General features: G+C 41.7%; 32 protein-coding genes. 31 read left to right on the top strand and 1 reads right to left on the bottom strand.

Going from position 1 to position 26,194, the window contains the following annotated elements; all coding sequences use genetic code 11:
* The first annotated feature begins 43 nt into the window (after nt 1-43).
* The 31 genes from CSV79_RS12720 to CSV79_RS12570 all read left to right on the top strand — a co-directional run bounded on the left by CSV79_RS12720 (nt 44) and on the right by CSV79_RS12570 (nt 26,034).
* Nucleotides 44-691, top strand: coding sequence for a flagellar brake protein (locus tag CSV79_RS12720; RefSeq protein WP_099689438.1), 648 nt, complete (start codon nt 44-46; stop codon nt 689-691).
* 74 nt (nt 692-765) lie between these two features.
* Nucleotides 766-1,443 (top strand): (d)CMP kinase, encoded by a 678-nt coding sequence (gene cmk / locus CSV79_RS12715; RefSeq protein ID WP_099689437.1) that lies wholly within the window; start codon nt 766-768, stop codon nt 1,441-1,443.
* The gene (locus tag CSV79_RS12710) at nt 1,440-2,024 is read left to right on the top strand and encodes a lysophospholipid acyltransferase family protein (protein ID WP_099689436.1); all 585 of its coding nucleotides are present in this window, start codon (nt 1,440-1,442) and stop codon (nt 2,022-2,024) included. Before cmk ends, CSV79_RS12710 begins: the two co-directional genes overlap by 4 nt.
* 80 nt (nt 2,025-2,104) lie before the next feature.
* Nucleotides 2,105-3,256 carry a 30S ribosomal protein S1 gene (rpsA, locus tag CSV79_RS12705; RefSeq protein ID WP_099689435.1) on the top strand — a complete coding sequence of 384 codons (1,152 nt, stop codon included), beginning with the start codon at nt 2,105-2,107 and terminating at the stop codon, nt 3,254-3,256.
* Between the two features lie 129 nt (nt 3,257-3,385).
* A complete protein-coding gene (gene der / locus CSV79_RS12700; protein ID WP_099689451.1) occupies nt 3,386-4,696 on the top strand; it encodes a ribosome biogenesis GTPase Der in 1,311 nt (436 codons plus the stop codon).
* Nucleotides 4,697-4,722: 26 nt separating this feature from the next.
* Nucleotides 4,723-5,757: an NAD(P)H-dependent glycerol-3-phosphate dehydrogenase gene (locus tag CSV79_RS12695; protein ID WP_099689434.1), complete on the top strand. Its 1,035-nt coding sequence runs from the start codon at nt 4,723-4,725 to the stop codon at nt 5,755-5,757.
* Nucleotides 5,758-5,778: 21 nt separating this feature from the next.
* Nucleotides 5,779-5,982: a DUF2768 domain-containing protein gene (locus CSV79_RS12690; protein WP_099689433.1), complete on the top strand. Its 204-nt coding sequence runs from the start codon at nt 5,779-5,781 to the stop codon at nt 5,980-5,982.
* A gap of 3 nt (nt 5,983-5,985) precedes the next feature.
* On the top strand, nt 5,986-6,696 hold the full coding sequence (locus tag CSV79_RS12685; RefSeq protein ID WP_099689432.1) for a hypothetical protein: 711 nt from the start codon (nt 5,986-5,988) through the stop codon (nt 6,694-6,696).
* Nucleotides 6,697-6,805: 109 nt separating this feature from the next.
* Nucleotides 6,806-8,284, top strand: coding sequence for a stage IV sporulation protein A (spoIVA, locus tag CSV79_RS12680; RefSeq protein ID WP_099689431.1), 1,479 nt, complete (start codon nt 6,806-6,808; stop codon nt 8,282-8,284).
* 196 nt (nt 8,285-8,480) lie between these two features.
* Nucleotides 8,481-8,753, top strand: coding sequence for an HU family DNA-binding protein (locus CSV79_RS12675; RefSeq protein WP_037561579.1), 273 nt, complete (start codon nt 8,481-8,483; stop codon nt 8,751-8,753).
* A 177-nt stretch (nt 8,754-8,930) separates the two neighbouring features.
* Nucleotides 8,931-9,500, top strand: coding sequence for a GTP cyclohydrolase I FolE (gene folE, locus CSV79_RS12670; protein WP_099689430.1), 570 nt, complete (start codon nt 8,931-8,933; stop codon nt 9,498-9,500).
* A 65-nt stretch (nt 9,501-9,565) separates the two neighbouring features.
* Nucleotides 9,566-9,787 (top strand): trp RNA-binding attenuation protein MtrB, encoded by a 222-nt coding sequence (gene mtrB / locus CSV79_RS12665; protein ID WP_099689429.1) that lies wholly within the window; start codon nt 9,566-9,568, stop codon nt 9,785-9,787.
* A gap of 32 nt (nt 9,788-9,819) precedes the next feature.
* Nucleotides 9,820-10,551: a heptaprenyl diphosphate synthase component 1 gene (locus CSV79_RS12660; protein WP_099689428.1), complete on the top strand. Its 732-nt coding sequence runs from the start codon at nt 9,820-9,822 to the stop codon at nt 10,549-10,551.
* Between the two features lie 16 nt (nt 10,552-10,567).
* A complete protein-coding gene (locus tag CSV79_RS12655) occupies nt 10,568-11,263 on the top strand; it encodes a demethylmenaquinone methyltransferase (RefSeq protein WP_099689427.1) in 696 nt (231 codons plus the stop codon).
* 26 nt (nt 11,264-11,289) lie between these two features.
* Nucleotides 11,290-12,264: a polyprenyl synthetase family protein gene (locus tag CSV79_RS12650; protein ID WP_099689450.1), complete on the top strand. Its 975-nt coding sequence runs from the start codon at nt 11,290-11,292 to the stop codon at nt 12,262-12,264.
* A 145-nt stretch (nt 12,265-12,409) separates the two neighbouring features.
* Nucleotides 12,410-12,856, top strand: a complete 447-nt coding sequence (gene ndk, locus CSV79_RS12645) for a nucleoside-diphosphate kinase (RefSeq protein ID WP_099689426.1) — start codon at nt 12,410-12,412, stop codon at nt 12,854-12,856.
* Nucleotides 12,857-12,973: 117 nt separating this feature from the next.
* Nucleotides 12,974-13,744, top strand: a complete 771-nt coding sequence (locus CSV79_RS12640) for a CheR family methyltransferase (protein ID WP_099689425.1) — start codon at nt 12,974-12,976, stop codon at nt 13,742-13,744.
* Between the two features lie 26 nt (nt 13,745-13,770).
* Nucleotides 13,771-14,952, top strand: coding sequence for a chorismate synthase (gene aroC / locus CSV79_RS12635; protein WP_099689424.1), 1,182 nt, complete (start codon nt 13,771-13,773; stop codon nt 14,950-14,952).
* A 1-nt stretch (nt 14,953) separates the two neighbouring features.
* Nucleotides 14,954-16,060, top strand: coding sequence for a 3-dehydroquinate synthase (gene aroB / locus CSV79_RS12630; RefSeq protein ID WP_099689423.1), 1,107 nt, complete (start codon nt 14,954-14,956; stop codon nt 16,058-16,060).
* Complete coding sequence (gene aroH, locus CSV79_RS12625; protein WP_099689422.1) at nt 16,057-16,422, top strand: chorismate mutase; 366 nt, start codon at nt 16,057-16,059, stop codon at nt 16,420-16,422. The genes aroB and aroH overlap by 4 nt, the downstream gene beginning before the upstream one ends.
* Nucleotides 16,423-16,451: 29 nt before the next feature.
* Entirely contained in the window at nt 16,452-17,543 is a 1,092-nt protein-coding gene (gene hisC, locus CSV79_RS12620) for a histidinol-phosphate transaminase (protein ID WP_099689421.1), read from the top strand.
* Between the two features lie 12 nt (nt 17,544-17,555).
* The gene (locus tag CSV79_RS12615) at nt 17,556-18,668 is read left to right on the top strand and encodes a prephenate dehydrogenase (RefSeq protein WP_099689420.1); all 1,113 of its coding nucleotides are present in this window, start codon (nt 17,556-17,558) and stop codon (nt 18,666-18,668) included.
* Nucleotides 18,669-18,698: 30 nt separating this feature from the next.
* Nucleotides 18,699-19,994, top strand: coding sequence for a 3-phosphoshikimate 1-carboxyvinyltransferase (aroA, locus tag CSV79_RS12610; protein WP_099689419.1), 1,296 nt, complete (start codon nt 18,699-18,701; stop codon nt 19,992-19,994).
* Between the two features lie 27 nt (nt 19,995-20,021).
* Nucleotides 20,022-21,287 (top strand): tetratricopeptide repeat protein, encoded by a 1,266-nt coding sequence (locus CSV79_RS12605; RefSeq protein WP_099689418.1) that lies wholly within the window; start codon nt 20,022-20,024, stop codon nt 21,285-21,287.
* A gap of 1 nt (nt 21,288) precedes the next feature.
* Nucleotides 21,289-21,837 carry a ReoY family proteolytic degradation factor gene (locus tag CSV79_RS12600; protein WP_099689417.1) on the top strand — a complete coding sequence of 183 codons (549 nt, stop codon included), beginning with the start codon at nt 21,289-21,291 and terminating at the stop codon, nt 21,835-21,837.
* Nucleotides 21,838-21,923: 86 nt separating this feature from the next.
* Entirely contained in the window at nt 21,924-22,373 is a 450-nt protein-coding gene (locus CSV79_RS12595) for a DUF2487 family protein (protein ID WP_099689416.1), read from the top strand.
* 221 nt (nt 22,374-22,594) lie between these two features.
* Entirely contained in the window at nt 22,595-23,098 is a 504-nt protein-coding gene (locus CSV79_RS12590; protein WP_099689415.1) for a Rieske (2Fe-2S) protein, read from the top strand.
* A 22-nt stretch (nt 23,099-23,120) separates the two neighbouring features.
* Nucleotides 23,121-23,795 carry a menaquinol-cytochrome c reductase cytochrome b subunit gene (gene qcrB / locus CSV79_RS12585; RefSeq protein ID WP_099689414.1) on the top strand — a complete coding sequence of 225 codons (675 nt, stop codon included), beginning with the start codon at nt 23,121-23,123 and terminating at the stop codon, nt 23,793-23,795.
* A 51-nt stretch (nt 23,796-23,846) separates the two neighbouring features.
* Complete coding sequence (locus tag CSV79_RS12580; protein ID WP_099689413.1) at nt 23,847-24,614, top strand: menaquinol-cytochrome c reductase cytochrome b/c subunit; 768 nt, start codon at nt 23,847-23,849, stop codon at nt 24,612-24,614.
* An 81-nt stretch (nt 24,615-24,695) separates the two neighbouring features.
* Nucleotides 24,696-25,301: a lipoprotein heptaprenylglyceryl N-acetyltransferase LhaT gene (gene lhaT / locus CSV79_RS12575; protein WP_233201441.1), complete on the top strand. Its 606-nt coding sequence runs from the start codon at nt 24,696-24,698 to the stop codon at nt 25,299-25,301.
* 64 nt (nt 25,302-25,365) lie between these two features.
* Nucleotides 25,366-26,034, top strand: coding sequence for a zinc metallopeptidase (locus CSV79_RS12570; RefSeq protein WP_369824974.1), 669 nt, complete (start codon nt 25,366-25,368; stop codon nt 26,032-26,034).
* Between the two features lie 64 nt (nt 26,035-26,098).
* On the opposite strand, the gene CSV79_RS17440 is transcribed toward CSV79_RS12570, so the two are convergent.
* Nucleotides 26,099-26,194 (bottom strand): IS3 family transposase (locus tag CSV79_RS17440; RefSeq protein ID WP_369824980.1); only part of this gene is annotated, 96 nt, incomplete at its 5' end.

Raw genomic sequence — 26,194 nt, 5'->3', positions numbered from 1 at the left:
CATGACATAATAGACGTACTAGTGACTATTAGAAGGTGGAAAGATGAGATTAACTATTGCAACCGTGTTAACAATCGAAAAAGATTACACAGAGGAATTAGAAAAATTCAAATCACGAGTAGTGGATATAGAGGACGATCATCATTTCATGATAGACTATCCAATTAATATCGAAACAGGGAAGACTGCTTTCTTTATTGACGGCACACAACTTCTAGTGACATTTGTTGATGATTATAAAATGTCATTTGCATTCCGGACGGAAGTCCATAGTCGAATGAATCGAACCATTCCTATGTTAAAGCTGAAATATCCTGGCGACAAAGAGTTGATCAAAATCCAAAGACGAGAATTTGTACGCGTCGAGACGTCTCTGGATGTTACGGTTCAATTAGAATCAGAGGATGAATTATTACAACTCGTTTCGATAGACATAAGTGCTGGTGGATTAGCTGTCAATATGAAAAGTTATGAATTTTTCCCTTTAAACGAGGTTGTGGATTTGAGGATAGTACTTCAATTCACAAAGCGGGAAATCAAACATATTTCTTGTAAGGCTACAGTCGTAAGAAACTGGGAAGAGGATAAACGTCGGTTAAGTTCATTCAAGTTCGCTGGGATTGATGAAATGGATCGTCAGCATATCATTCGGTACTGCTTTGAACGACAACTAGCGTTACGGAATTTCTAAAGAAAAGTCTATCTACAACAGACTTTTCTTTTTTTCTTATGGTACAATAAAGGCAAAATGGAGGGGTTTCTAGCATGATTGGTGGAATGAGAATCGCAATCGATGGACCTGCAGCAGCGGGGAAAAGTACGATTGCTAAATTAGTAGCTAAAAAACTAGGATTTACGTATATCGATACAGGCGCTATGTATCGAGCAATCACTTATAAAGTGCTTCAACACGCTGTGGATCTTCATGATGAAGAGGCCGTAGCAAAGCTCATAGAAAAGACTGATATTGAATTGCATCCAAGTGAGCAAGCGCAACAAGTGATATTAGACGGAGTGGAAGTCACTGAAGTGATCCGTTCACATGAAGTGACATCAACGGTTTCTAAGATTGCGGCACTTACATCGGTGCGTGAACTATTGGTTGCTAAACAGCAGGGCTTGGCGGCTAACTCTTCTGTCGTTATGGATGGCAGAGATATCGGCACGGCGGTTTTACCCGACGCTGAATTAAAGATCTTCATGACTGCATCCGTAGAAGAACGTGCACAAAGGCGTTTACTTGAAGAACAGTCGCGAGGCATGACAACAGATTATGAAACATTGAAAAATGAAATATCGAAACGTGATCAGGCGGATAGTGAACGCGAAATTTCTCCACTAAAAAAAGCAGAAGATGCCATTATAATTGACACAACGGGGAAAACAATAGAAGAAGTGACAACTAGTATTGTAAATTATGCTGAAAAGAGGTTGCCGTCATGAATTTATATCCTTTAGGCAAATTTTTGATCAGTACGGTTTGTTACCCACTTTATCGAATCAAAGTAATTGGCAAAGAAAAGATCCCTAAAGAAGGCGGAGTGCTGTTGTGCACCAACCATATCGATAATTTAGATCCACCGGTAGTTGGTATTACGTGCCCGAGAACAGTACATTTTATGGCAAAAGAAGAATTGTTTACGAAGCCAGTTCTAAAGACTGTGTTACCACAAGTTCAAGCATATCCTGTGAAACGTGGGATGAGTGATCGCGAAGCATTCCGCACGACGATTAAATTATTGCGTGACGGCAAAGTGGTCGGTTTATTCCCAGAAGGTACACGAAGCAAAACAGGTGAACTTGGGAAAGGATTGGCAGGTGCCGGTTTTTTTGCTTTAAAAGGTGGAGATGCGAAAGTAGTACCATGTGCAATCATTGGTCCGTACAAAGCATTTTCACAGTTAAAAGTCGTGTATGGAGAGGCTATTGATATGACGCCTTACCGTGAAAGAAAAGCCTCTGCTGAAGAAGTAACAGAAGCAATTATGGCAGAGATATCCAAGTTGATTGAGCAGTATAAATAAAACAATAAGAGTAATTTTTTGTTTTTGTGTGTAGATTCGAATACTATAGAGATAAGATTCATTATGGAGGAGGACTACATATGACTGAAGAGATGAATATGGAAGAAGTAAAAACGTATGGTGAAGGTGATCATGTAACAGGTGTAGTGACGAAGGTTGAAGAGAAATCGGTGACTGTTGAAATAGCAGGCGCTCCTTTTGACGGCGTGATTCCAATCAGTGAACTATCAAGCTTGCATATTGAAAAAGCAGCCGATGCAGTCTCAGTCGGTGACGAATTACAGTTAGCGATTACAAAAATAGAAGACGATGCCTATGTTTTATCAAAGCGCCAAGTAGACGCTGAAAATGCATGGGATTCATTGAAAGAGCAATTTGAAAACGGTGAAATTATTGAAACAGAAGTGAAAGACGTGGTTAAAGGCGGATTAGTCGTTGATTTAGGCGTTCGTGGATTTATCCCTGCTTCTCTTGTGGAAGACCACTTTGTGGAGTCTTTCGATGATTACAAAGGTCGTACGATGACATTCAAGATTGTAGAAATGGATCAAGAAAAAAATCGTTTAATCCTATCACACCGGGCAGTTGTTCAAGCGCAAAATGAAAAGAAAAAAGAGCAAGCACTTTCTACGATTCAAGAAGGAGATATCCTGGATGGTACTGTACAACGTATCGCCTCATTCGGTGCATTCGTTGATATCGGTGGAGTAGATGGGTTAGTTCATATTTCGCAAATCGCTCATGGACATATCGAAAGCGTTTCCGATGTCTTACAAGAAGGCGATGAAATTCAAGTAAAAGTATTGTCTGTTGATCGTGATGCAGAGCGCGTATCATTATCGATCAAAGATACATTGCCTGGACCATGGGAGAACGTTGAAGCTAATGCGCCAGTTGGTTCTGTACTAGACGGTACAGTGAAGCGTTTAGTCGCTTACGGTGCATTCGTTGAAATTTTCCCAGGTGTGGAAGGCCTTGTACACATCTCAAGAATCGCACACGAGCATATCGGCACACCGCAAGAAGTATTATCAGAAGGTCAGTCTGTACAAGTGAAAGTGCTAGACGTTAATCCGCAAGAGAAACGTATTTCACTCAGCATTAAAGATCTTCTAGAAAAGCCAGCAGATGCGCGTGGAGAAGAGAACTTTAGCTATGAGCTACCTGAAGAAACAACAGGCTTCTCGTTTGGCGATGTAATCGGTGATCAGCTGAAGAAATTCAAAGAATAATCATTGATTGTGATCAACTAACAACAACTTATAGAATAAGTACCCCCGGAATGATGATGCTTTCATATGCATCATCATTCTTTTTGTGTATAATATTCAAAGATAGGTCGGAAGGGTGTAATGAAAGAAATGAAAAAACCAACAGTAGCAATTGTAGGAAGACCCAACGTAGGAAAATCAACAATATTTAACCGAATCGTAGGGGAACGTATTTCCATTGTGGAAGACGTCTCAGGTGTAACGCGAGATCGTATTTATAGCGCAGCAGATTGGTTGAACTATGAATTTAATTTGATCGATACAGGCGGAATCGATCTTGGTGATGAACCACTACTCGAACAGATCCGTGCGCAAGCTGAAATCGCCATTGACGAAGCGGATGTTATTATCTTTTTGACGAACGGTAGAGATGGTGTAACAGATGCGGATGAACAGGTAGCGAAAATGCTTTATAAAACAAAGAAGCCTGTTGTTTTAGCGGTCAATAAAGTAGATAATCCCGAGATGAAAGAAATGATTTATGATTTCTATTCACTCGGTTTTGGCGAGCCTTATCCAATTTCCGGTTCACACGGTTTAGGCCTCGGAGATTTACTCGATGCTGTAGTTGAAAGCTTTAAACAAATGGATTTGGAAGAAGAGGACGATGATTCCATTAAATTCTGTTTGATTGGACGTCCGAATGTAGGAAAATCGTCACTTGTTAATGCATTGCTTGGTGAGGAACGCGTAATTGTGAGTAATATCGCAGGAACTACAACAGACGCGATTGACTCCGTGAAAGTAGTAGATGGTCAAGAATATAAGATCATTGATACAGCGGGGATGCGTAAAAAAGGTAAAGTGTATGAGAATACAGAGAAATATAGTGTATTGCGTGCGTTAAAAGCGATAGACCGCTCAGACGTTGTATTGATCGTTTTAAATGCAGAAGAAGGTATTCGTGAGCAAGATAAGCGAGTGGCGGGATTTGCAGAAGAAGCGGGGAAAGGCGTTATGTTCGTTGTCAATAAGTGGGATGCGTTAGAAAAAGACGATAAGACGATGAATAACTTTATCGATGACATTAGAGATCAGTTCCGCTTCTTAGACTATGCACCGATTCACTTTGTATCAGCTGAAACGAAGCAACGAGTGCATACACTCATCCCGAACATTCAAATGATCAGTGAAAATCATGCATTGCGTATTCAGTCTAGCGTCTTGAATGAAGTAATCGAGGATGCAGTTGCTAGGAACCCTGCACCTTCAGATAAAGGGCGTCGTTTACGTATTTATTATGCGACTCAAGTGGCAATTCAACCACCTACTTTTGTTGTATTCGTTAACGAGCCAACACTTATGCACTTCTCCTATGAACGATTTTTACAAAATAGATTACGTGAGGCATTCGGATTTGAAGGTACGCCAATTCGCTTAATCACTAGAGCCAGAAGTTAACTAATCGATTAGAAAGGGTGGAGGGAATGGAAAAAGTCTCTATACTAGGCGCAGGTAGTTGGGGAACGGCACTTGGATTTGTACTGGCTGAAAATGGACATGATAGCTTAATCTGGACAAGACGTGCGGAACAAGCGAGTGAAATCAATGATCAGCATAAAAACGACCACTATTTACCTGACGTATTACTGCCTGAAAACCTTACTTCAACTAGTGATTTAGCAAGGGCTGTACAGCATGCGAAGATCATTGTGCTGGCCGTTCCTACTATAGCGATGCGTGAAACGTGCCGGAATATTCAAGCGTTAGTTAAAGAACCGAAAGTTTTTGTTCATGTTTCCAAAGGGATTGAGCCTGATTCTTTGAAACGGATATCTGAAATCATTGAGGAAGAAATCGAAGACTCCCTTCGTGATGCGGTGGTCGTATTATCCGGACCTAGTCATGCGGAAGAAGTAGTTCTACGTCATCCTACGACGGTGGCAGCTGCTTCTTCTGATATGGAGGTGGCGGAACGTGTACAGGATCTATTCATGAATAATTATTTCCGTGTCTATACAAACCAAGATGTCATGGGTGTGGAGCTTGGCGGTGCATTGAAAAATGTTATTGCGTTAGCTGCTGGTCTTTCTGATGGTCTTTCTGATGGTCTCGGTTACGGTGATAATGCCAAGGCGGCGCTCATTACGCGTGGCCTTGCAGAAATTACAAGACTTGGCGTTCGGATGGGTGCAAACCAGCAGACATTTTCTGGCTTGGCGGGTCTTGGTGATTTAGTCGTTACTTGTACAAGCGTGCACTCGCGGAATTGGAAAGCGGGCAATCGTCTAGGGAAAGGTCAATCATTAGAAAAGGTTACAGAAGAGATGGGTATGGTCATAGAAGGTGTTCGCACGACGAAAGCTGCCTATCAACTCGCAAGGCATTATGAGGTTAATATGCCGCTGACAGAAGCGTTATACTCCATATTGTTTGGAGAAGTACCGGCAAAGGAAGCGGTAGACCAATTGATGAATCGCGGGAAAAAGCAAGAAATAGATATGTTCTTTGATGGTATTTAATTGACTAGGAAGGTGACAATTTTGTCCTCGTTAGATAAAATGTGGCTATCTTTTTATGCGATGGGTTTCATGGTAATTTCAATGGGTTTGATATACGCAAGCCGTTATAAAATAAAAAACCGTGCAATTCAAATCATATTTGCGATTATAGCCTATACGTTATTAATTACATCGTTCTTTGCGATGGTCTATTTAGTATTCAACGGACCGACTGGAGGGGCGTAACCAATGAATAAACGATTACTCATTCTATCTGTTATGATCTGTGCAACTTTGCTGTCAGGTTGTCTATCTCGTTCGCCCGAAGAGAAGCAGGCAAGCGAGACACCGTATCCTGATCAGCTAGAAACAGTGCAGAAAGCTGTAGAGCGTTACCAGGAGCAAGCGGGGGGGCTTTTGCCAATCAAAACGCGTGACATGGAAACGGATCAATATATTAAGTATCCAATCGATTTTTCTAAGATCGTGCCTGATTTTACAGAAAAGATTCCAGGTAATGCATTTGAAAATGGTGGGATCTTTCAATACGTATTAACAGATGTAGAAGAGAATCCTACAGTAAAGCTCGTTGATTTGCGTATTGCTGAAAAGCTACGCGATATTAATCTACGTACGTTCATCAACGGTAATTTGCCGTTTCTTGATTCTGTGGGCGAAAATGTTTATGAAGTAGACTATAAGAAAATGGGCTTTAAAGAGCCGTTAACAGTAGCGAGTCCATACTCCGATACGCATCTACCAATCGTGGTAGCAGGAGACGGTAACTTCTACGTAGACTATTCGATCGACCTTAACAAAATCTTGATGGAGAAAAAAACAGAAGTTGAACCAGGCACGGATATTCGTTACCTGTTGTTCGAAGATTCTGCGGTTCTTCCGGCGTACTCTTTGCCATACACTGTCAATGAAGATAACGAACCGGTCTTCATGAAGAAGTAAGTGTCCGACCTTGAAACTTCATCAGTAGAAGAAAAACGTTTTGTGCATTCATGCATGAAACGTTTTTCTGTTTCATAAGCTACTATGCGGAGAAAAAGGAGGGCTAAAGATGAAAGAAGAATTATACGAAAACTTAGCTAGAAGAACAGACGGCGACATTTATATAGGTGTGGTTGGCCCTGTTCGTGTAGGAAAATCCACTTTTGTCAAACGAGTCATGGAGGAAGTTGTCATACCTAATATGACTGATGCAAACGATCGAATACGTGCACAAGATGAACTACCACAAAGTTCCCCTGGGTCTGTGATCATGACAGCCGAACCGAAATTTGTACCGGCACAAGGTACGAGCGTATCGATTGGCGACGGTGAACTGGCATTTCAAATTCGTTTAGCAGACTGTGTAGGCTACGTCATTGATGGGGTCAAAGGCTATGAAGATGAAAACGGTCCGAAATATGTGCATACCCCTTGGCATAATGAACCGATTCCGTTTGAGGAAGCAGCGCGTATCGGAACAGACAAAGTCATTCGAGATCATTCTACAATCGGCATTTTGTTGACAACAGACGGTACGGTGAACAATATTACACGAGCTGCTGCTGAAGTGGCAGAAATTGAAATTGTTTCAAAGTTAAAGGAAATTGGTAAGCCGTTCGTTATTGTACTGAATTCTAAAATGCCGGCCCATGAGCGCGCAGTAGATTTGAAGCGTCAATTACATGAAAAGTATGGTGTTCCGGTTATTGCAATCAGTGCGGATCAGCTGAATGCAGCAGAAATCCAACTGATTCTAAAAGAAGCGTTGTACGAGTTTCCGATTACGGATATCGAACTTCAGCGTCCGGATTGGATGGAGGAGCTTGGCGATGATCATAAGCTGAATGCACGTATTGACCATATTATTAACGACGGTTTCCTAGGCGTCTCGAAAATTCGTAAAGTACAGGAAATTGCCGAGTTATTGCAAGAAGAGGAGTTTGTGCGACAAGCCGAAGTCGTAGAAGTTGATGCAGGAAAAGGCAAAGCGATTGTCAATATCGATATGGATGAACAAGCGTATGTTGCGGTTTGTGAAGAGTTTATGGGCACAGAAATGCGTTCGAAAAAAGACTGGCTCGTATTTATTAAAGAAGCCGTGAAAGCAAAAAAATCGTATGATATGTATGCGGAAGCGATTGAAACGGCTAAAAAGTCTGGTTATGGTGTGGCGCTACCTTCGATTGAGGACTTCCAGCCTACAGCACCTGAACTTATTAAGCAAGACACATTCTACGGTGTCAAAATGAAAGCGAAAGCTCCGTCCTTGCACATTATACGCATCGACATGGAGGCGGAATTTGCGCCGTTGATCGGCTCGGAGTTCCACAGTCATCATTTACTTAAGGAATTGAAAAATGCCTATTTACATGATCGCGATGCGTTATGGGAAACACAATTATTTGGCACGCCCCTGCACGAGGTAATGAAAGAAAGCATTCGTTATAAAACAGCTGCCGTTCCTGACAGAGCGAGAAAAAGACTGCGTGAAACGATAGAACAAATGGTCAACGATGGAAATAAAGGTATGATTACATTTATTGTTTGACACACTCAAAATCTAGCTTTAAACAGAGAAAGATCCGGAAAACGGATCTTTTTTCTATTGATTTCACAAGAAAACCTTAGAAATGCCGTGAATAAAGGAAAAGCACGATAATATTGTTGCACCGTCGTTTTTCTTATGTTACTCTTTTTACAGTGTTAACAAGCAGTAGCATCCCCTTTGAGAGGAGGTGAACGGTGTGAATAAAACAGAATTAATTAACTCTGTAGCAGAAGCGGCAGGTCTAACAAAAAAAGACGCAACTAAAGCTGTTGAAGCTGTATTCGATACAATTCAATCAACTCTTGCTAACGGTGACAAAGTTCAATTGATTGGTTTCGGAAACTTTGAAGTGCGTGAGCGTGCTGCACGTAAAGGACGTAACCCACAATCAGGTGAAGAAATCGAAATCGCTGCAAGTAAAGTTCCAGCTTTTAAAGCAGGTAAAGCACTTAAAGACGCAGTAAAATAATTCGAGATTTTACATAGGAGTCTGTCCAGCGAATCTGACAATCAGATGACCGTGGATGGACTCCTTTACGTTTCGACAAAAGAATACATAATGAGTACCCTAACTGTACGGAATGTGTGGAATGTGCTACTATTTTGGTGAAATAGGTTTTGTTCCTAATAAGGAGGACATGCTGAGATGAATGAGCAAGATATGAATAAATTAGAACGAGCAGTTACGATGATATTGGAAGCTGTTGGAGAAGATCCAACGCGTGAAGGCTTACTGGATACACCTAAGCGTGTCGCCAAAATGTATAAAGAGGTATTTGAAGGATTAAATAAAGACCCAAAAGAATATTTTGAAGTCGTTTTCCACGAAAATCATGATGAAGTTGTTTTGGTGAAAGACATCCCGTTTTATTCGATGTGTGAACATCACTTAGTGCCGTTTTATGGTGTAGCGCATGTAGCGTACATTCCGCGTGACGGGGTAGTTGCTGGACTGAGTAAGCTAGCAAGAGCCGTGGAAACGACAGCGCGCCGTCCGCAGCTACAGGAACGCATCACATCAACCGTTGCTGACGCTATGATGGAAATGCTTAATCCAGTCGGTGTCTATATCATCATTGAAGCCGAGCATATGTGCATGACGATGAGGGGGATTAAAAAGCCAGGAGCGAAGACCATCACGACAGTGGCTAGAGGAATCTATGAACATGATGACGTGAAACGGGCTGAAATTCTTTCTCTCATTAGAACGAATTGAGGTCTTTGCCGAGTGCTCGATTTATATGCTATCATTAAGACCATATAGAGACTGGAGATGCGAAAATGACACAACCTGATTATCTAATTATCAAAGCAAAAAAAGATGGAGTGAATGTCATTGGGCTCACACGAGGGAATGACACGAAGTTTCACCATACCGAAAAACTAGATCGGGGAGAAGTCATGATTGCGCAGTTCACCGAGCATACGTCCGCCATCAAAATTCGGGGTGAAGCTGAAATCCATACAGCTCATGGAGTAATTTCGAGTGAAGAAAAAGAATGACCGGCGAAGACTAACGGGAATGGAGCGTACTGATGGAGACACAAGGATTCACTGACCAAGTCGACAATTATATACAAAACTTGCGACGCGCTATTTATCAGCCGATTATCGAGCGCGATGCAGGTCATGCAGCGATTGATAGACGAAAAGCAACATTACTATTGTTGCCGTTATTGAACGGAGAACAATGGACCCATGAAATGCATACTGCAGCGTTAGCTATTGGCGCCATCCATACGGCGTTTGATATTCATGATCAAATTGATATAGCGGACGCTTCATCCAAAGAACAGCAATTGATGGTTCTCGCAGGTGATCACTTTAGTGGTATTCACTATAAGTTATTGGCGTCAATCCCTAACTTCCATCTGATCCGTTCGTTATCTGCCGCAATAGGTAGAATCAATGAATGTAAAACAACGTTGCTACAAGTGCCTCCTAACTCACTTGTTGATCGGTTGCGATTAATCAGTGAAGTGGAAAGTGGATGCATTGTGGAATTCTACCAGACATTTGGCTTTACGCGCTATATAGCCATTGTAGAATCACTGTTCCCTTTACTTTGGTTGAACGAAAGTAATAAACAGGATCTGAGTCATATGAAGTTTCCGCATCTAGCACCAACAACTATAGATACGGAACAGTGGATTGATAGGTACCAAAGAAATCTGGATGACAAATTACAAAATAGCTTTTTCTTACATAAACCTGTAGTAAACCAATTAGTAGGGATGCTTGAGCTAGGAGAAAGCAAACTGAACTAGAAAGAAGGGGCAAAACGTGGCGACCTCAAAAGAAGAAAAAGTTCATAACGTCTTTGAAAAAATTTCAACAGACTATGATAAAATGAATTCCGTCATCAGTTTTAATCAGCATATTAAATGGCGCAATGATATTATGGTTCGTATGAATGTGCAACCGGGTGCGAAGGCGCTTGATGTTTGCTGTGGCACAGGAGATTGGACGGTGGCACTTGCTAAAGAAGCGGGTCCAACTGGTGAAGTAGTAGGTTTGGATTTCAGTGCAAATATGCTGGATTCCGCTAGACCGAAAGTTGAACCTTACCCAAATCTTACGCTGCTGCAAGGAAATGCGATGTCTCTTCCATTTCCTGACAACACATTTGATTATGTGACTATTGGTTTCGGATTGCGTAATGTACCGGATTACTTAACGGTTTTAAAAGAGATGCGACGTGTATTAAAGCCAGGTGGTATGGCGGTTTGTCTAGAAACATCTCAGTCTAAGATTCCGGTGTATCGACAAGCGTTTCGTTTTTATTTTAAATATGTGATGCCTTTATTCGGTAAACTATTTGCGAAAAGTTATAAAGAATATTCATGGCTTCAAGAATCTGCTAATGATTTTCCAGGAATGAAAGAGCTAGCACAGTTATTCGTCGATGCTGGTTATCAAGAAGTTTCGTACAAGTCTTACAGTGGCGGTGCGGCGGCGGGCCATATCGCATACAAATAATGAGTACACGGGAGAAGGTAATGGGTTTGGAAAAAATTAAATTGATGTCACTTTATACGGATTTCCGCAAAGATGTGGCTTATATTGAAAAAGAGCTTGAGCGTTCCGTGCAATCTTCCTCTCCCATTGTCCGTCAAGCGTCTTTGCATTTATTGAAAGCAGGAGGGAAAAGAATTCGGCCGATCTTTGTTATTTTGGCGGCACACTTCGGGCGTTACTCTCTTGAAAATGTAGCTAAAGTCGCGGTGTCGCTAGAATTAATCCATATGGCTTCACTTGTCCATGATGATGTCATAGATGATTCAGACATGCGGCGTGGATTGGAGACGGTCAAAGCGAAATGGAATAACCGGGTTGCAATGTATGCCGGTGATTTCATCTTTTCACGCGCGTTGACATCTATTGGCGGCATTGAGAAAGAATCAGTACATAGAATCCTTGCAGAAACCATGCTTGAAATATGCAAAGGGGAAATTATACAAATTGATTTCCAGCAACAAACTGATCAAAATCTACGGGATTATTTGAAGCGGATCAAACGTAAAACAGCATTATTATTAGCATCAAGCTGTGAACTGGGTGCGTTAAGTGCGGATGCAGATGCGGAAACTGTCCAGAAACTTAGAAGATATGGCTATTTTACAGGTATGGCATTTCAAATCATCGACGATATTTTGGACATCACTTCAACAGACTCAGAGCTCGGCAAACCAGCGGGTAGTGATTTGTTGAACGGCCATATCACCTTGCCTATCTTATACATAAAAGACGATATGGAGTTCAAACCGTTTATGGAACGAGCATTTACGGGGCAGATGGCAGAAGCGGATCGCCAGAATATGTTGCGCTATATTCGACAAAGTGGTGCTCTTGAAAAAGCTCAACATATTAGCAATCTTTATTTGGCGAAAGCATTAAATGAACTAGATAGCTTACCGAATGGTAAATCAAAAAAAGCGTTAATCCAAATAGCTGACTTTATCGGACAACGAAAATATTGATTCGATTTTTTAGCTCTATATAGTTTTCGGAAGATTTTTACGCATCTTTTGCTCTTCAAACTCATTATTAGTTGAAAGAAAAAGGTGACAATGGTACGATTTAAAAGGGTAAATTCCCATAGACAGATGAAGGAGTGTTTCATAAATGGAAAGAACATTTTTAATGGTAAAGCCAGACGGCGTACAACGTAACCTAATAGGTGAAATTGTTGGTCGTTTTGAAGACAAAGGATTCCAATTAGTTGGTGGGAAATTGATGAATATTTCTCAAGACCTTGCTGAGCAACATTACGGTGAGCATAAAGAACGTCCGTTCTTCGGAGAACTTGTAGATTTCATCACTTCTGGACCAGTATTCGCAATGGTTTGGGAAGGTGAGAACGTCATCTCTACTGCACGTTTAATGATGGGTGCTACAAATCCAACAGAATCTGCTCCTGGAACAATCCGTGGAGATTTCGCTGTAACTGTAGGCAAGAATATTATACACGGTTCAGATTCATCTGAGTCAGCAAGCCGCGAGATCAACTTGTTCTTCAAAGAAGAAGAGCTTGTGACTTATGACAAAACAGTGAACAACTGGATTAACTAATCGCCAAAAACAGCCGAGCGAATTTCGCGTGGCTGTTTTTCTTATACATACAGGAAGTGTTTTCCGCTATAATAGGAACGTAAATAGAAAGATAGGGTAATGAGGAGGGGGCAATACATGTCTGATTACTCGATATTGATTCAAGGGATTAAACAGAAGACTGGCATCGACTTATCGTTATACAAAGAAGCACAGATGAAACGTAGGCTCACCTCTTTATATGAAAAGAAAGGTTATCGTGATTTTGGGGAATATTTCCAAGCGATTCAAGCTGACAAAAGTTTGTTGGATGAATTCTTGGACCGCATGACGATTAATGTGTCAGAATTTTACCGCAATGCGGTTCGTTGGAATGTTTTGGAGAAAAAGATTTTTCCGCAATTACTAGAAAAAAATAAACGATTAAAAATTTGGAGTGCAGCTTGTTCGACTGGTGAAGAGCCTTATTCTTTGGCAATGGTATTATCTTCACATGTACCATTACGCAATATTTCCATTACGGCAACTGATTTGGATGTAGGTGTCTTAGAACGCGCAAAAGTAGGACTCTATGGTGAACGCTCGTTAAAAGAAGTGCCTAAACCGATTGTTGCCAAATACTTTGTTAAAGAAGGGCAATCGTATCAAGTAGTAGATGATATCAAAAAGACAGTTACGTTCAAACAGCATAATTTATTGGAAGATCATTATGATACGAATTATGATTTAATTGTCTGCCGTAACGTCATGATTTATTTTACAGAAGAAGCGAAAAATCTTATTTATATGAACTTTTCTAAAGCGTTAAAACCAGGTGGGATTTTATTTGTTGGCAGTACAGAGCAAATATTCAATCCTGAAAAATATAGCTTTGAATCAGTAGATACATTCTTTTATCGGAAAAAATAATAGATTATTCTAGGAGTGAATTAAACATGCGGTATTTTACAGCTGGAGAATCACATGGTCCACAACTGACAGCAATCATCGAGGGATTACCTGCTCAGATGGAATTGACGGCCGAAATGATCAATAAAGAATTAAAGAGAAGACAAGGTGGACATGGTAGAGGACGCCGAATGCAAATTGAGAAGGATCGCGTGGAAATTACTTCTGGTGTACGTCATGGTAAGACGATGGGTTCACCGGTTACGTTAACAGTCGTTAATGATGACTGGAAGCACTGGACAAGCATTATGGGTGTTGAACCACTTCCGGAAGACGTCAATCCTGAAGATGTGAAGCGTCAAATCACAAGACCGCGTCCCGGACATGCGGATTTAGTTGGAGGTATGAAATATGGCCATCGCGACTTGCGTAATGTACTTGAGCGTTCATCTGCACGTGAAACAACAATGCGCGTAGCAATCGGGGCGGTTGCGAAACAATTTTTACGTCAACTAGGCATCGAAACGGTTGCTCACGTAACGGAAATCGGTGGAATCGAAACAGATCCTTCGACTTACGCAGGATTAGCTATCGAAGAGTTACGCGCAATTGTAGAAGAAGATGCAGTGTACTGTGCAGATAAAGAAGCATCCGTTAAAATGACCGAAGCCATTGATGATATTAAAAAACGTGGCGATACGCTCGGTGGAGTAGTAGAAGTCATCATCGAAGGTTGCCCTCCTGGAATCGGCAGCTATGTTCAATTCGATCGCAAAATGGATGGCAAATTAGCTGGCGCGATGATGAGTATTAACGCGTTTAAAGGGGTAGAGATTGGTCTAGGTTTCGACATGGCGAAAATGCCAGGAAGTGAAGTGCATGACGAAATTAGCTGGAATGAAGAGCTTGGCTATTACCGCAAGTCTAATCGCTTGGGCGGACTAGAAGGCGGTATGACAACAGGTATGCCGATCGTTGTGCGTGGCGTCATGAAGCCGATTCCTACATTGTACAAGCCGCTTGAAAGTGTTGATATTGATACGAAGGAGTCATTTGTTGCGACAATCGAGCGTTCGGATCCTTGTGCGGTTCCAGCAGCGTCAGTCGTGGCGGAGCATGTGATTGCAACAGAAATGGCGAAAGCGATTATGGATGAATTCCGTTCGGACACAATGGATGGTTTACAGAGAGATATCGAACAATATAGACAATATGTAAAGGAGTTTTAAGATGGAAAAGTTAACGGTTTCCGTCCGCGATCACCAGTACGATGTCTATGTAGGATCGCAAACATATAAAATGTTTTCGACGGAATACGCGGAGTTACTAAAGAGCACAGATAAAATTGGTATTATTGCGGATGCACATGTGGCAGAATTGCATTTGCCTATGCTACAAGACGCGCTTGCGAGTTCTGGTCGCGAAGTATCCGTGAAAATTGTGCCAGGTGGAGAGAGTTGTAAAATGCCAGAAGTGTATGTAGCGTGCCAATCGTTCTTACTACAAGAAGGATTCACACGTAACTCGCTTCTTATCGCTTTCGGTGGCGGCGCTTGTGGCGATTTGACAGGCTTCGTAGCTGCGACGTTCATGAGAGGCATTCGCTTTATTCAGTGCCCTACAACTGTCCTTGCGCATGATAGTGCAGTTGGTGGCAAAACAGCGATTAATATGCCAGAAGGTAAAAACATGGTAGGTTCATTTCATCAGCCATCAGCAGTGTTATTTGATACGGATGTTTTTAAGACGTTACCCGCTTCAGAAATGCGTTCGGGTATGGCAGAATTGGTTAAACACGCATTCATTTCGGATGCAGACTGGACAGAAAAGTTGCTAGAAGAAGAACAATTTTCAGCACCTTCCGTCAAATGGTTAGAGCCGGAATTGCTACGGGGAATCGGTGTCAAAGCACAAATCGTTGGTGAAGATGAATTCGAACATTCGACACGTAAATACTTAAATTTTGGTCATACATTTGGTCATGCGGTAGAAGCTGCGTCAGGTTTCGGCAATTTAAGTCACGGTGAATGTGTCATGATTGGTATGGGTTATGCCTTCTTGTTAAGTGAAAAACATGGTGACTTGCCAGCTGATTTCACGGGCCGCTACTTGCGCTTTGCAAAGCGTAACGGCTATACATTCAATCCAGTCTTTAACTATAGCTTCGAAGAGTTATTATCTTATATGCAAAAAGATAAGAAAGCTTCCTTTGGAAAAATGAATTTTGTCTTATTGAAACAATTGGGTCAACCATTTGTAAAGGAAATCAGCACGGAAGAATGCCGACAAGCATTTGAAGAGTTTAAGGGAAAGTTAGAAAGTGAGGTAATCGTATGAGTGTTAGAGGTATTAGAGGAGCAACGACTGTTGATCTTGATGATGCACAAGAAATCCTACAAGCTACAGAAGAGCTCGTATTAGAAATGGCTGAGGCCAATCAATTCACACCGGATGACATTGGTTCTGTCATTGTCTCTACAACAATGGATGTCAAAGCAGCATTCCCAGCGAAAGCGATTCGCTCTATTGAAGGATGGACATATGTACCTGTAATGTGCACGCACGAAATTGATGTGCCAGGCTCGATGCGCAAATGTATCCGCGTCATGATGAATGTTAACACCACTACACCACAAAACGAAATACAACATATTTACCGCAACAATGCAGTGCAGCTACGACCAGATCTTCAAAAATAACGAATTTGTTACAAGGAGGAACTACCCTAATGAATTGGAAGCCAATCTTATCTTCTATGAGGCCATACGCACCTGGGCGTTCTATTGCCGAAGTGAAACGTACATACGGCCTTCAAGAGGTACACAAATTAGCGTCAAATGAAAATCCTTACGGCACATCGCCTGCGGTTGCAGAATATTTACGTTCTTGCGCAGACCAGTTTGAAATGTATCCAGACGTCTACACATCAGGGCTACGTGCGGACTTAGCGAACTATCACGAAGTAGATCCAAATGAATTAATAATTAGTAATGGATCAGATGAAATGGTTACAATCATTTCCAGAGCCTTGTTGCAACCAGGCGCGAACACCGTAATGGCTTCCGTGACGTTCCCACAATACGCGCATAATGCGAAAGTTGAAGGTGCGGAAATCCGTCAAGTAGAGATGCTTGATAACGGTGATCATAATTTAGAAGGCTTTTTACAAGTTGCTGATGAACAGACAGCAATCATCTGGGTATGTAATCCGAATAACCCGACAGGTAATTTCCTACCGAGTCAAACAATTAAAGACTTTTTAGATCGTGCTCCAAAAACAGCATTAATTGTACTCGATGAAGCATATTTCGAATATGTCACGTCATCTGAGCAAGAAGATGCGATGCGCTGGATCCACGATTACGACAACTTACTTGTCTCTCGTACGTTCTCAAAAGCTTACGGATTAGCAAGTTTCCGTATTGGTTATGCCGTTGCGAATGAAGGGATTATCCAAGAGTTGAATAAGGTACGTAACCCATTTAACTGTAATACGCTAGCGCTTGGAGCGGCTGAAGTGGCTCTTGCTGATCAGCAGTTCCTAAAAGACTGTGTAACGAAAAATGAGACAGAACGTACTCGTTACGTTGCGTATGCTAAAGAAAACCAACTAGCAATCTACCCTTCCGAAACAAACTTCGTACTAATCGAAGTGCCGGTGGATGCAAATGAAGCATGTGAAATTCTGCTACAACACGGTTATATTGTTCGCAGTGGTAATTTACTTGGTACACCAGGATTTGTACGTGTGACGATCGGAACAGAACAGCAAAATACGGGCTTCTTTAAAGCTTTTGATCAATTATTAACTAACAAATAAGGATAGATGATAATGAAAACGACTGTTAGCATAATCGGGCTGGGATTGATCGGAGGATCACTCGGTCTGGCATTAAAACGAAATCCCGATGTTCATATTATCGGTTTTGACCGCTCATACGCGACTGCTGATGAAGCATTTCGCAGAGGGATTATTGATACAGTCGCACCTTCCGCAAAATCAGCCTGTGAGCAGGCTGACTTTGTTATTTTTGCGACTCCTGTCAATACGACGGTCAAGTTATTTGAAGAAGCGATTGATTGGAACTTTAAAGAACATGTGATTGTGACGGATACGGGAAGCACGAAAAAACCAATCATGGATGCTGCGGTAAAATTGCAGGAGAGCGGTATTACGTTCATTGGTGGCCATCCAATGGCAGGTTCCCATAAAAGTGGCGTATCGGCAGCGATGGAACATCTTTTTGAAAATGCCTATTATATTTTAACGCCTACAACTGACACATCGGAAGAGAAAATTTCACTTCTAGAGACGTTGTTTGAGGCAACGAAAGCGAAACTTATCGTCTTGCAAGCAGAAGAACATGATCGCATGACTGCAATTATTAGTCACTTTCCGCATATCATCGCCTCTTCTTTAGTCGGACGTTTAGAGGCACAAGAAGAAGGACAACCATTCGTTAAACAGTTGGCGGCTGGTGGTTTCCGTGACTTAACGCGAATCGCTTCGGCAGATCCTGTTATGTGGCGTGATATTACGATTCAAAATAGGGAAGAACTACTGTCCCAAGTTGACGGTTGGCTAGATGAAATGACGAATATCCGTGAAATGCTCGTTGATAATAATCCGGAGCAAATTTTTGATTTCTTTGCCCAAGCGAAAACGTATCGCGATCAACTGCCTTCTACATATGAAGGGGCAGTTCAAGGTGCGCTTTATATGACATTTGATTTGCATATTGATGTGCCCGACCATCCAGGGGTTATTTCTGAAATTACGAAAATCCTTGCAGATGCAGATATTAGTTTAACGAATATACGCATCGTAGAAACACGTACCGATGTCTACGGTATTCTAGTAATCAGTTTCCAATCAACAGCTGAGCGTAAACGTGCGCGACAAGTGCTGACACAAGAAACCGATTATTCCATGCACATACTTTAATATGCACATAATTTAAAGGAGGAGAGCTAGATGTCACAACAGAAGACTGTTTCATTTGAACGACCCGTCCTCCGCGGAGCGCTACAAGTACCGGGAGATAAATCAATTTCTCATCGTGCGGTTATGCTCGGGTCCATCGCTAAAGGGAAGACGACAATTGCAGGATTTCTAGACGGAGAAGATTGTTTAAGTACGATTGAAATATTCCGTAAGCTTGGCGTAACGATTACACGCGAAGGGACAGATGTCGTAGTAGAAAGTCCGGGAATTGCTAATTGGCAGACACCTACTGAGGCACTTGACGCAGGTAATTCAGGTACGACTGCACGTCTAATGCTCGGCATCTTATCGGGGGCATCGGTCACTTCTGTAATGTGCGGTGATCAATATTTATCCAAGCGTCCAATGAAGCGAGTGACCGATCCGCTGGGCTTGATGGGTGCGAACATCACGAGCGAAGGACAAGCGGACTATTTACCGCTTACAATTAAAGGTGCAGCGTTACAAGCGATTGACTATAATATGCCTGTAGCGAGCGCACAAGTGAAGTCTGCTATACTTCTAGCTGGACTTCAGGCAGAAGGAGTAACGTCTGTAACGGAACAAGCTGTTTCAAGAGATCATACTGAACGCATGCTGATGCAATTTGGAGCAAATGTAGAACAATCGGATAAAACAATTCGCTTACAAGGTGGACAACAATTGACGGGGACTGATGTTGTAGTGCCTGGCGATATTTCATCTGCTGCGTTTTTCATGGTTGCTGCGGCAATGGTGGAAGATAGTGAAGTAACGTTTGAGAAAGTTGGATTGAATCAGACTCGTACTGGAATATTGGATGTACTAGAATCGATGGGTGTACACATAAATATTTTGGATGAGCAAGGCTTTTCAGGAGAACGTTATGGTAGCGTGCGAATCAAGCATTCGAAGTTACAAGCGACTGAAATTGGTGGCGATTTGATTCCTAGATTAATCGACGAACTACCAGTTTTGGCTTTATTAGCTACACAAGCGGAAGGTCAAACGATTATTAAAGACGCGGAAGAATTGCGTGTCAAAGAAACCGACCGTATCGAAGCGGTGGCTACGGAGTTACGAAAGCTAGGGGCGACTATCGAGACAACGAAAGACGGCATGATCATTACTGGTCCGACGCCGTTGACGGGAGGAACTCTTCAATCGTATGGTGACCATCGTCTTGGAATGATGGCTGCTATTGCAGGCTTAATAACGTCAGAGCCTGTTCATATTGACAATCCTTCGTGTATTGCAATCTCCTATCCACATTTTTTCGAAGATCTTTCGAATCTAGTGAAACACTAAAGTCTAACAGAAAGTTCGGGTGAAAAAATGAATTTATTGCAAGAAATGGAGCAGCTTTTATTAGATGGGGATGCAGATGCTCTACAACAAAAAATCCAAACACTTCAAGCGAATCATGAATATGATGCATTATATGATGTAGCCAATCTTCTAATCAATTATGGTTTCATCGAACAAGCAGATGGTATTTTTGCACAATTACTACTTGTTTTCCCTGATGAAGCACAGTTGAAAATAGATCGTGCTGCTGCGTTGATTGAACTCGGTGAGGAAGATGATGCGCTACTTTTATTGACTGATATTAAAGAAGATGAAGAAGAGTTTGTGCAAGCGCTACTTGCACAAGCCGACTACTACCAAATGCTTGGCTTTGCGGAAACAGCGTTAGCTAAAGTACGTGAAGCAGCGGCACTTGCTCCACATGAACCGGTCATTCAATTGGCGCAAGCGGAATTATTGCTAGACTCGGGTCGCTATAGTGAAGCGGTAAGAATCTATAACAAATTGCACGAGACGAACGATGAACTAGCAGGCGTTAGCATATCTTCACGTTTAGCAGAAGCGTATAGTGCGGGAGCTGCATATGAAGAAGCGATTCCGTTCTATGAGGAGCTACTAAAGAAGCAAGCGAATCCAGAAGAGTTATTTGGCTTAGGGCTCGCTTATTACCAAACAGAGCGCTATACCGACGCAATCAGTCGTCTTGAGCAATTACTTGAGATGGATCCAGATTATTTTTCCGCTTATATGCTTGCAGGTCAAAGCTATGCGCAACAAAACGAAGATGAGCAAGCGCTACAATTATTCAAAAAAGGAATCGAACGTGATGCTTTTGATAAGGAACTGCAACTCGCGGCTGGAAAGTCAGCTCTTAAACTGCAATTGCCAGAGCAAGCTGAAAATCATTTGAAAGAAGCACTCGTCTTGGACCCTGAATATATAGATGCGCTTGTAACCCTTGCATCATTATATAATCAGCAAGAAGATGATGAGTCATTACTAGAGTTATTGACATATGCAGAAGCCGATCAATTAGAGATACCATTATTGCACGCATTCTTTGCTTACGCTTACGAACGTACAGAAAATTATAAAAAGGCGTATGAAATATATTTGAAAGCATATGATGGGATGAAAGAAGATGCGGACTTTTTGGATCAATATGCCCGATTCTTGCTAGAAGAAGGTAAATCATCCGAAGCATTGCCAGTCATTCAGCAACTAGTAGTAGTCAATCCACAAGCAGAAGAATGGACGGCATATGTAGACGCGCAATCTGAAGAGGGGGTATGAAATGAATGCCATGGTTCCTGTTGCTGCCAAGAAAGATTTTTTGAGGTGGTTTTTGAAGCGCTATCGATTAAAGCGTCGGGAATGTGTATGGATTTTAAATTATCTTCTAAGCAATGAACATTTATTGACCAATGTTCACTTTACGGATGAAGCTCATCACTGTCCGCGGGCCATGATTATTTCCACTACAGAAGTAGACAGTATCCCATTCCGTTTTTACAAAGGCAATCTCATGACCGCGGATGCGGAGAAATCTTTTCACGACTTGCGCTTACACCCTAATGAGGACATGTTCATTCAGTTAAATTTCAAAGACAGTTATAAATGTCCTGAATATGCAAGTGTGGCGGAAGAAAATCCGTATGTGCCTGAAGATCTTTTAACGAAAAGAAAAGACCAGGAAGTCGCAGAACGTCTGTTGGAAGAGAGCTTCACAATCATGACGAAAGAGATGTTGAACAAACGGATTGATGAAGCACTCGACAAAGGGGATCGCGAACTGTTTATTAGCTTAACCGAGCTGTTGAATGAAATGAAAAAAGACCAATGACTTCACCAACCTTGGTGAAGTCATTGGTTTGCGTTGGGCAAATGTTTAAGCTACACTTTATGGAACAAGGATTGGAGGAATGAAAAATGAATTGGGTACCAAAAGATGTGGATACATATATCAATCAGAAAGATTATATTGATACCATTGTTGTGCCGTTACTCTCAATCGATACGAGACCAGAAACGATGAAAAATAGCGCATCATCTTCTGAATTTCTTATGAATCTATCGATGTTTATAGAGAAACAGTTCAAGGGGCGTATGATGTTCATGCCACCAGTTTCCTACACACAGTCTACGGACTTACAACAACTCGCAGACACGCTTTCTGAAGACTTGAAGAAATCTTCGTTTGCACATACCTTTTACCTAACTACAGATGCCAAATGGACTTCTGTAACTGTAGAAGGTAAAGTCGTTTGGTTGCCATCGATTCCACTCGAAACGATGGACGATCACTTGCGCCAAACAATCATGGAGGATCAACTACGACAAGTCCTGACGCATTTTATGGAGAAGTGGAACGTGCAGTAAACTGATTCAGCAATCGAAATCAGCTAAAGCACTTATTTGTACAACATGAAAGCCTCTTTCTCGTTTGTCACATAATCTTAATATTTGTTCACAAACTTAAAGGCCTACTAAAAGCATTATTGAATTTAGTTTCATATTGATATATCATAGATATGTCCTAGTATTACAATTAGCAAAAGAATGTCCGTGGGACTGACTTTGGAGTAAGAGGAGGGAAATTACTGATGAGCAATAAAGTGTCTAGACGCACGTTCCTGAGTTATACACTAATGGGAACTGGTGGGTTCATGGCTTCTGCTATGTTGATGCCAATGATTCGTTTCGCGATTGATCCTGTACTAGCTAATACCGGTGGGTCGGATATGATTCCAACACCGCAAAAAGCCGCTGATTTAACAGAGACTCCAATTCGCGTAGACTATACAATCAAAGACCGACAAGACGCGTGGTACACATCTGATGAATCTAACACGGCTTGGGTCTACAAAGAAGGCGACAAGGTCATAGCACTTTCTCCAGTCTGTAAACACTTAGGGTGTACAGTTAACTGGGAAGGGGACGTGTATAAAAACGAATTTTTCTGCCCATGTCACGCAGGACGTTACAAAAAAAATGGTGATAACATACCAGGATCACCGCCGCTTGGACCACTTGATGAATATGAAGTGGAAGTCATCGACGGATTTGTCTATCTTGGTGGAACAATACCGAACACATTAGTCTAAAGGGTAAGGGGGTACGACCGCAGTGTTAAATAAAATTTATGATTGGGTGGATGAACGGTTAGATATCACTCCAATTTGGCGAGATATCGCTGACCATGAAGTACCTGAGCACGTAAACCCTGCACATCATTTTTCTGCATTCATCTATTGTTTCGGAGGTTTGACGTTCTTCGTAACGGTGATCCAAATCTTGTCTGGTATGTTCCTGACAATGTATTACACACCGGATATCGAAAACGCATGGAAATCAGTTTTCTACCTTCAAAATGATGTTGCATTCGGTGAACTTGTGCGAGGGATGCACCACTGGGGAGCTTCGTTAGTTATTGTCATGATGTTCCTACATACTTTGCGTGTATTCTTTACAGGGTCTTATAAGAAACCTCGTGAGCTTAACTGGGTAGTCGGCGTGCTGATTTTCGGCGTAATGCTGGGTCTAGGCTTCACAGGGTATCTACTGCCTTGGGATATGAAAGCTCTATTTGCAACAAAAGTTGGGATTGAGATTGCCGCGTCAGTACCATTTATCGGAGAACAGATTAAAATTCTTCTCGCGGGTGATTCCACGATATTAGGTGCTCAGACGTTAACAAGATTCTTCGCGATTCATGTGTTTTTCCTACCGGCTGCTTTGCTTGGGTTGCTCGCAGCACACTTTATCATGATCAGAAGACAAGGTATTTCCGGACCACTATAAGAACCAATTTTTTGGTTAGGGTCATCTGAAATTTAAGAAGGAGGGAATAACATGCACCGCGGTAAAGGGATGAAATTTGTTGGGGATTCGCGCATAAAAGCTGCAGGAAAAATGCCGAACGTACCTAAAGATTACTCAGAATATCCGGGTAAAACCGAAGCATTCTGGCCAAACTTTCTATTGAAAGAGTGGATGGTTGGATCGATTTTCTTAATCGGTTATCTAATCGTTACACTTGCCCATCCGTCTCCACTTGAGCGTCAAGCGGACCCGACGGATACAATGTATATACCGATTCCAGACTGGTATTTCCTATTCATGTATCAGTTATTGAAATATGAATTCGCTTCCGGACCATATAACGTGATCGGTGCGATTGTCATTCCAGGATTGGCATTTATGGCATTAATGCTAGTTCCATTCATGGATACAACGAAAGAAAGACGTCCATTTAAGCGTCCATTGCCAACAGGCTTTATGATTCTTTCATTCTTAGCGATTTTCTACTTAACTTGGGAATCTGTTGTAAACCACGATTGGGAAGCAGCAAAAGTTCAAGGTGCTATCGTTGAAGAAGTAGAGTTTGATACAACAGCTGAAGGCTATGAAATCTATCAAGGTTCTTCTTGTATCGGCTGTCACGGTGATTCATTCCAAGGTGGACTTGGTTTACCATTAACCAATACTGGATTGACTGCAGATGAAATCATTACGATTGCTCATGATGGTCAAGGCGGTATGCCAGCTGGTACATGGGATGGTTCAGATGAAGACCTACAAGTACTTGCTGAATTCATCGAAGGCTTAAATACGAAGTAAGAAAAAAGAGTCAGGAAACTGACTCTTTTTTTCTTTATATACGTCCTATATGGTGCGACCGACAAAGGGAGGGTATTGCTTTTGCGTTTATTATGGACACAGTTATGGATTCTTCTTTCACATAAATCATTCTTATGGCTTCTGCTCTTTATCAACATACTCGGTTCGGTCTACGGTTATGATTGGTATATGTGGCAACTTGAAATTACGGAGCCAAAGTTTTGGATATTTGTACCGGATAGTCCAACAGCTACGTTGTTTTTCTCAATAGCTATTATCGGCTGGTTGCTTAAACGGAATTTTAAATTGATGGAAGCGCTCGCACTCATTACATTGGTGAAGTATGGGTTATGGGCTGTGGTGATGAATTTATTGACGCTCGTAGAGACAGGTTACATTGGTCCGGTAGGCTGGATGCTCATCGGCTCACACTTTGCGATGGCAGTACAAGGCGTTCTTTATTTGAAAAACTATCGATTCAGTGGTTGGCACATCGCAATTGCAGCGGTTTGGACAATGCATAATGATGTCATTGACTATGTTTTTGGTCAAATGCCAATCTATCATGACTTAACAAAGTATAGTCCGCAAATCGGTTATTTCACATTTTGGCTGTCTGTTGCGTGCATCGGACTCGCGGTTTGGAGTTTAAGATCAAGACTACAAGAGCGACAGTTGAAACTGTAGTTAAAAGTTGCAGTTAGCACTTAAACATTATAAAATTGGTAAGAGAGAAAGGGGAGAGATAGTCGTGTTCTGGATTTACTTTGGTTTCATTATATTGCTTCCTATCTATGCGCAATTTAAAGTGAAAAGCACATATAAGAAATATTCAAAAATACGTTCGACCTCAGGTATGACGGGTGCTCAAGTGGCCCGCCTCATGTTAGACCAAAATGGTTTGCATGATGTAAAGGTAGTAGAGCAACAAGGTTTTTTAACAGATCACTACAATCCAATGACGAAAATTGTGGCTTTGTCCACAAGTAACTATCACGAAGCATCGGTAGCAGGAACAGCAGTTGCTGCGCACGAAGTAGGGCACGCGATTCAAGATAAAGAAGCGTACGCGTTTCTTCGTTTCCGCCACAGATTGGCACCAGTTGCTAGTTTGACTTCCAATGCATCTTGGGTATTCATCATGATCGGTTTAATATTTTCTAGCATGAATTCATTGCTTGGAATCGGGATTTTGTTGATGGCTGTTGGGGTATTGTTCCAGGTCGTTACGTTACCAGTGGAGTTTAATGCTTCTTCTCGCGCGATGGATCAAATCGTTCAACTCGGTATTATCCGAAATGATGAGGAACCACAAGCGAAGAAAGTATTAAGCGCAGCTGCCATGACATACGTTGCCGCTACAGCTGTTGCCGTGCTTGAATTGGTACGTTTGGTAATGATCTTTACAAATCGTGACTAATCCATAAGAATAATCCGTCTGCGGCAATAAACTGTACCCTTTGTAAAGGACAATTAAAAAAAGCCTATGCTAGTTGTTGAAGTTGCTGCCTGTATTTTGCAGGCGGCAACTTTTTTAAATTCCATTGCCCACGATAATGATTGTAGTACGTCATATACCT

Origin of the sequence: Sporosarcina sp. P13, assembly GCF_002743055.1 — a bacterium.
Lineage (GTDB): Bacteria > Bacillota > Bacilli > Bacillales_A > Planococcaceae > Sporosarcina.
This window is presented reverse-complemented; position numbering and strand designations above follow the sequence as displayed.